The following is a 6944-nucleotide window of genomic DNA, read 5'->3' on the forward strand; positions in this document are numbered from 1 at the left end:
GCCACACCGAACGGTCGCCCCAGCCAGGGCCTCACGCGCGTAGTCTCGATCGAGTGAGCGTGATCGAGATCCGCGACCTGGTGAAGAGCTTCGGCCCCACCGTCGCGCTGGACGGACTGAACCTCGAGGTCGCCGAGGGCGAGGTGCACGGCTTCCTCGGTCCCAACGGCGCCGGGAAGTCCACCACTCTGAGGGTCCTGCTCGGCCTCCTGCGCGCCGACTCTGGCACCGTGCGCCTGTTCGGAGACGACCCCTGGGCGAAAGCAGCACCGCTGCATCGTCGTCTCGCCTATGTGCCCGGCGATGTGGCGCTGTGGCCAGGGCTCACCGGCGGTGAGGTCATCGACCTCCTGGGCACCCTGCGAGGTGGACTCGACGAGACACGCCGCACCGAGCTCGTCGACCGCTTCGACCTGGACCCACGACGCAGGGCCTCCACCTACTCCAAGGGCAACCGGCAAAAAGTGGCGTTGATCGCGGCCCTGGCCAGCGATGTCGAACTTCTGCTGCTGGACGAGCCGACCTCCGGTCTCGACCCGTTGATGGAGGCGCAGTTCCGCGAGGTGGTGCATGCCGACCGTGGGCGGGGCAGGACGGTCCTGCTCTCCAGCCACATCCTCTCCGAGGTCGAGCATCTCTGCGACCGGGTCTCGATCATCCGCGCGGGGCGCACCGTCGAGTCGGGCACGCTCGCCGAGCTGCGCCACCTCACGCGCACGCAAGTCACCGCCGAGCTGGTCGCACCCGTCCCTGCTGACTTGATCAACCTGCCCGGCGTGCACGACGCACAGCTCGACGGGCACCGATTCCAGGCGTCCGTCGACGACCCCTCGATCGGCGACCTGCTGGCTCGACTGACCCCGCTGGGCGTGCGCTCGCTCACCTCGACGCCACCGACGCTGGAGGAACTCTTTTTGCGCCACTACGACGAGGACGTGCACCCGGAGGCGGACCGGCGATGACTGGCCTCGGCACCCTGCTGCGGCTGGCACTGCGCCGCAACAGGTGGTTCTACCTGATCTGGGTCCTCGGGCTCGCCTCGGTCGTGCCGATCACCGCCGCCGCCTACGAGACCATCATCGGGCCCGGTGGCGCCATGCTCGACCTACTCGCCCGCAACCCCACGATGCGGGCGATGCTCGGCCCACCCATCGACCTCAGCGCGGCCGGCTCTTTCACGGTATGGCGGGTGGGCACCTTCGCCGCGACCGCGGCGGGGGTGATGGCGGTGCTCGGGGTCATCCGCTCGACCAGGGCGGACGAGGAGGAAGGCCGCACCGAGCTGTTGCGCTCCACCGTGGTCGACCGCCACGCCCCCCTGACCGCGGGCGTGCTCGCCGGGCTGATCGCCTGCGCAGCGTTGGGCTTGCTGATCACGGTCTCGATGATCGGGGTCGGGACAGGCGTCCGAGGCTCGCTCGCGTTCGGGCTCGGGATGGCGTTGGTCGCGGCCGTCTTCGTCGGCGTCGGCGCGGTCGCCGCCCAGATCACGGCGTCGGCGCGGGGCGCGCGCGGGATCGGGATGGCCGTGCTCGGCGCGGCCTACATCTGGCGCGCGGTCACCGACGCCCAGCCGGACTCGAGCGCGGCCTATGCCTGGCACTGGGGCTCGCCGCTGGAATGGATGGCCCTGGTCCGCCCCTATGCGGGTGAGCGGTGGTGGGTGCTGGCCCTGCCGGCCGCGCTGACGTTGGGCCTGGTGGCGGGCGCGTTCGCGCTGGAGTCGCGGCGCGACCACGGGTCCGGCCTACGAGCCGTTCGCCCGGGCCGGGATCGAGCGGCGGCCAGCCTCCTCTCTGTCGGCGGGCTGGCCTGGCGGCTCCAATGGGGGACCCTGGTCGGGTGGACCCTGGGGCTGGGCATCTTCGCCGTCGCCATGGGGTCGCTGTCCGGCAGTTTCGCCTCGATGCTCAAGGACGTCCCCCAGCTCGAGGTGATCTTCCGGCGCATGGGGCAGGGGGCGGAACAGCTGATCGACGCCTTCTTCGTCGCCATGCTCGGCATCGTCTCGGTCATCATCGCGATCCTGGCCGTCATGCTCTGGCAGCGGCTGGCCACCGAAGAACGTCGGGGTCACGCAGAGCTGGTGCTCTCCACTGCTGTTCCGCGGACGAGGTATGCCGTGTCGCACCTGCTCATCGCGGCGCTGGCACCGGTGGCGCTGCTGGCGTTGGTCGGTGCGCTGTTGTCGGCGCCGGAGGCGATGAGCCGTGGCAGCGCCGCGATCCTGGGGCAGGTCGTCGGGGCCGCGCTCGCGCTCGCGCCGGGGGGCCTGTTGATCCTCAGCCTGGCTGTCGCGCTGCACGGCTGGGTGCCGCGTCTGGACTGGTTGGTCTGGGTGGTCGTCGGCTGGTCCCTCTTCATGGTCTGGGTCGGCACGACGCTGGGCCTTCCCACGTGGCTGACCCAGCTCACGCCATGGGCGCCGTTGCCCAAGCTGCCCGTGGACCCGATGTCATGGACGCCGGTCATCGCCATGACGCTGCTGTCGGTGGCCGTCATGGTCCTCGGCCTCTGGGGTTATCGGCGCCGCGACCTGCGCATGACCTGAGCCTCTACCGCGGTCTCAACCGGGCCGAGCAGCACGGTTGACGAGCAGGGCCAGGCCGGCGGCCACGAGGTCGGCGACCGTCACGAGCAGGCGCGAGAGCACCACCACGACGAGCATGCCGCCCGTCCCGAGCACCGGCGTCAGGGCCAACGCCAGCATCGCCTCGCGTGCGCCCACTCCTGCGGGCAGGAAGACCAGCACGAAGCCCACGATCCAGGCCAGCGCGTATCCACCTACCGACAGGCGCAGCAACGACATACCGGCGTCCGCCCCGACCGCGAGCGCGAGCACGTAAACCTGCAGACCGACCGCGGCCCACGACAGCAGCGACCACACGCTCGCGGACACGACCGGGGCAAGCCCGATCCGCTCGGGCAACGGCTCCCGCCGGGTGACGCGCAGCAACATGGTGAGGGCGTAGTTCAAGACGGCCGGCACCACCGCGACCACGGCCAGCGGCGCCAGCACCACGAGCCAGCCATAAGGCTCCAGCACCGTCCCGAGCGACCCGGGCAGGAGGACCAGGGCCAGCAGTCCGGCCATTGCCGCAGACACCAGCACCGCGACGAGCAGCGTGCCCACGGTCCGGCGCCGGGCGATCCCGTGGTCCCGCCCAAGCTCGGCGGAGGCAACCAGGTTCCACACGCCGCCCGGCAGGTACTTGCCGACCTGCCCGACGAGGTAGATGACGCCCGCCGCCCGGATCCCCAACGGCGCCCCCAGGCCCGCGCTGATGTCCCGCCACGACATCGTGGCGAATCCCGTGGCGCCCAGCGACAGGACCAGCGCCAGCGCGACCCAGCCCCAGGAGGTGGCCGCCAGTGCCTGGCCGACCGCGTCCCGTTCGAGCACCACCGCGATCACCGCCGCAGCCACCGCAAGCAGCAGAAAACCCCGCCGCAGCCACGGCGAGCGCAGCACGCTGCCCGCCCGCCACGTCATGGACGGCGGCATGGACCCGCGCGCCGATGCGCTTCGCGGGTCACGCATCGAGTCGGCACCGGCCAATGAGGCTCAGGCGCTCAGCGCGCGCACGACGCGCGAGGCGGAAGGGCGCCCGAGCTGCTCTGCCATCCACGTGCTGGTATCCACTAGCGCCCTGAGGTCCACGCCGTGCTCGATGCCCAGACCGTCCAACGCCCACACCAGATCCTCGGTCGCCAGGTTGCCCGTCGCCGACCTGGCGTAGGGGCAGCCGCCGAGTCCACCCGTAGAGGCGTCGACGACGCTCACCCCCCGGCCGAGCGCAGCCATCGTGTTGCCCAGAGCCTGGCCGTAGGTGTCATGGAAGTGCACCGCGATCTGGTCGGTGTGGATCCCGGCGTCGTCGAGGGCGTCGAGCAACCGAAGCACGTGGCCGGGGGTGCCCACGCCGATCGTGTCGCCGATCGAGAGCTGATCACAACCCAGGTCCATCAGGCGTGCGCAGACGTCCACGACCTGCTCGATCGCGACCGGCCCCTCCCACGGGTCTCCGAAGCACATCGAGACGTAGGCCCGCACCCACGCCCCGCCATCGAGCGCACGCTTGACGACCGGGCTGAACATGGCGACCGAGTCCGCGACCGAGCGGTTCAGATTCTTCTGCGCAAAGGTTTCCGTGGCGCTGCCGAAGATCGCGATCGCGGTCACTCCCTTGTCCAGCGCGCGATCCAGGCCACGCTCGTTGGGCACCAGGACCGGCCGGTGCTCACCCGTCGCAGCGGGCCCGAGCAGGTCGAGGAGCTCCTCTGCGTCCCCGAGTTGCGGCACCCACTTGTGCGGCACGAAACTGGTCAGTTCCACCGTCTCCAGCCCCGCCGCAAGCAGGCGACGCACAAAGTCGGCCTTGACGTCGACAGGCACGATCGACTTCTCGTTCTGCAGGCCGTCCCGTGGGCCCACCTCATAGATCGTGACCCGCTCGGGCATGCCCGGCATCGGTTGGACCATCGGCAGGGACGGCGTCGTCATGGGCCCATCCTCGCACCGCGCGTGTCCACGCCTGTGTCCGTGCCCGTCTCCGTGCCCGTGTGGATGCCGTGTCTTCCGGGAGTGGACAGATGCGGAAGACCAGCACAAACTTGCCGGTTGCTCTAGCCTTAGCGTGCATGAGACTTAGCTCGCGGCATCAGACTCGTGCATCCATCCTTGGTTTGACGATGTTGGTCGCGCTTCTCGCCAGTTCCTGCGGTGGCGACAGCGACCCAGTGAGTTCCGACAGCTCGCCGACCAACATCGCCAGTGAATCCGACGCGGCGCAGCAGGACAACGACACAACTGACCAGGACGACGACGCGACGCAGCAGGACGACGACGCGGACCCGACCTCGGCCAACCTGCATCCCTTACTGGAGGGTTTTCCGCTCCCGCCCGGCTCCGAAGTCCCGTATCCAGCCTCTGAGTATGACGACCCGCGCGAGACCGTGGCACAGTTCGTCAGCGTGCCACTGACCCACCTCGAGGTGGCGGAATACCTTTTCGAGGAACTGCCGGACTCCGGCTTCACCGTCGTCGAAGGGACCGGGTTCGCCACGTCAGTGGAGGGCATTGATCCCGACTTCGGCGGATCGATCGCCTTCGAGAACCCCGACGGCGTTCCTGGGCAGGTCACCCTCCAGGTGCAGGGCGAAAAGACCGGCCTGAACTTCAACGTGTTCAGAGCTGAAATGTGAACGCGCCGCACCTCGGTCACGGCCCACCCACCTCGCGTGCATGGAATGCCAGGGGATCGACATACCGTTGACCTCACGATGAATGGCCCCCTGATCGTCCAGTCCGACAAGACCTTGCTCCTGGAGGTCGACCACCCCGACGCCGAGACGGCGCGGCGCGACATCGCGCCGTTCGCTGAGCTCGAGCGCGCGCCGGAGCACGTGCATACCTACCGCGTCACGCCGTTGGCGCTGTGGAACGCGCGCGCGGCCGGCTTCGACGCCGAGCAGGTCGTGCACGCTCTCATCACGCACAGCCGCTACCCCGTGCCGCAGGCGTTGCTGGTCGACGTGGCCGACACGATGGACCGTTACGGACGCCTCACCCTCAGCAAGACGGAGGTGCCTGACAGCGACGGCAAGACCCAGCTCATCCTCCGCTCCACCGACCGCGCGGTCCTCGCAGAGGTGTTGCGGCACAGGCGCATCAAGCCTCTTCTGGGCGCGCAGCTGGACCCCGACACGGTCGTCGTCCACCCGTCCGAGCGCGGGCACCTCAAGCAGGAGCTGCTCAAGGTCGGCTGGCCGGCCGAGGATCTGGCTGGCTACGTCGACGGCGAGAAGCACGCGATTGCGCTCAAGACGAGTGACTGGCACCTGCGTCCCTACCAGCAGCAGGCCATCGACGGCTTCTGGGACGGCGGCTCCGGGGTGGTGGTGCTCCCGTGCGGTGCCGGCAAGACGCTCGTGGGGGCTGGCGCGATGGCACGCTCAGGGACCACGACGCTCATCCTCGTCACCAACACCGTCAGCGCCCGCCAATGGCGCGAAGAGCTCCTGCGCCGCACCAGCCTGACCGAGGAAGAGATCGGCGAATACTCCGGCGCCCGCAAGGAGATCCGGCCGGTGACGATCGCGACCTACCAGGTCCTGACCACCCGCCGTAAGGGCGTCTACACCCACCTCGACCTGCTCGACGCACGTGACTGGGGTCTGGTCATCTATGACGAGGTGCACCTTCTGCCCGCACCGATCTTTCGGATGACGGCAGACCTGCAGGCGCGTCGTCGTCTCGGTCTGACCGCGACGCTCGTGCGAGAGGACGGCCGGGAGTCCGACGTCTTCTCCCTCATCGGCCCTAAGCGCTATGACGCGCCGTGGAAGGACATCGAGGCGCAGGGCTGGATCGCGCCCGCCGACTGCGTCGAGGTGCGCGTCACGTTGTCGGACTCCATGCGGATGGCGTATGCGGTGGCCGAGCCTGAGGAGCGCTACCGGTTCGCCTCGTGCGCACCGGCCAAGGACGCCGTCGTCGAGACACTCGTCGCCAGGCACCGCGGCGAACCCACCCTGGTCATCGGCCAGTACCTCGACCAGCTCGATCAGCTCGCCGAGAGACTGGACGCCCCGATCATCACCGGCGCGACGACGGTCCCACAGCGGCAGGAGCTGTTTGGGCAGTTCCGGGAGGGCGAGATCAGCTTGCTCGTCGTGAGCAAGGTCGCCAACTTCTCCATCGACCTGCCGGAGGCGTCGGTAGCGATCCAGGTGTCGGGGACCTTCGGCTCCCGTCAGGAGGAGGCACAGCGCCTGGGGCGTGTGCTGCGCCCCAAGGGCGACGGTCGGACCGCGCACTTCTACACGGTCGTGTCCCGCGACACCGTCGACTCCGAGTTTGCCGCGCACCGGCAGCGTTTCCTCGCCGAGCAGGGCTACGCCTACCGGATCGTGGACGCCGACGACCTGGACACTCTCGCGCC

Annotated in this window: 6 protein-coding genes; 4 read left to right on the forward strand and 2 right to left on the reverse strand. The window is 69.4% G+C overall.

The window, feature by feature from the left end:
* Positions 1-53 precede the first annotated feature (53 nt).
* Both Q4P07_RS13670 and Q4P07_RS13675 read left to right on the forward strand, forming a co-directional pair.
* The gene (locus tag Q4P07_RS13670) at positions 54-962 is read left to right on the forward strand and encodes an ABC transporter ATP-binding protein (protein WP_303375471.1); all 909 of its coding nucleotides are present in this window, start codon (positions 54-56) and stop codon (positions 960-962) included.
* Positions 959-2551 carry an ABC transporter permease gene (locus tag Q4P07_RS13675; protein ID WP_303375472.1) on the forward strand — a complete coding sequence of 531 codons (1593 nt, stop codon included), beginning with the start codon at positions 959-961 and terminating at the stop codon, positions 2549-2551. Before Q4P07_RS13670 ends, Q4P07_RS13675 begins: the two co-directional genes overlap by 4 nt.
* Before the next feature lie 15 nt (positions 2552-2566).
* Here Q4P07_RS13675 and Q4P07_RS13680 read toward each other — a convergent pair whose 3' ends face one another.
* Together Q4P07_RS13680 and Q4P07_RS13685 are read right to left on the reverse strand one after the other, a co-directional pair.
* Entirely contained in the window at positions 2567-3493 is a 927-nt protein-coding gene (locus Q4P07_RS13680; protein WP_303375473.1) for a lysylphosphatidylglycerol synthase domain-containing protein, read from the reverse strand.
* 72 nt (positions 3494-3565) lie between these two features.
* Positions 3566-4504 (reverse strand): hydroxymethylglutaryl-CoA lyase, encoded by a 939-nt coding sequence (locus Q4P07_RS13685; protein WP_303375474.1) that lies wholly within the window; start codon positions 4502-4504, stop codon positions 3566-3568.
* A gap of 89 nt (positions 4505-4593) precedes the next feature.
* Between Q4P07_RS13685 and Q4P07_RS13690 the strand changes: the two genes are divergently transcribed.
* Both Q4P07_RS13690 and Q4P07_RS13695 read left to right on the forward strand, forming a co-directional pair.
* Positions 4594-5205, forward strand: coding sequence for a hypothetical protein (locus tag Q4P07_RS13690; protein ID WP_303375475.1), 612 nt, complete (start codon positions 4594-4596; stop codon positions 5203-5205).
* Positions 5206-5283: 78 nt separating this feature from the next.
* The coding region (locus Q4P07_RS13695; protein ID WP_303375476.1) for a DNA repair helicase XPB at positions 5284-6944 on the forward strand (1661 nt) is incomplete at its 3' end.

Source organism: Ornithinimicrobium sp., from assembly GCF_030537745.1.
In the GTDB taxonomy this organism is placed as follows: domain Bacteria; phylum Actinomycetota; class Actinomycetes; order Actinomycetales; family Dermatophilaceae; genus Ornithinicoccus.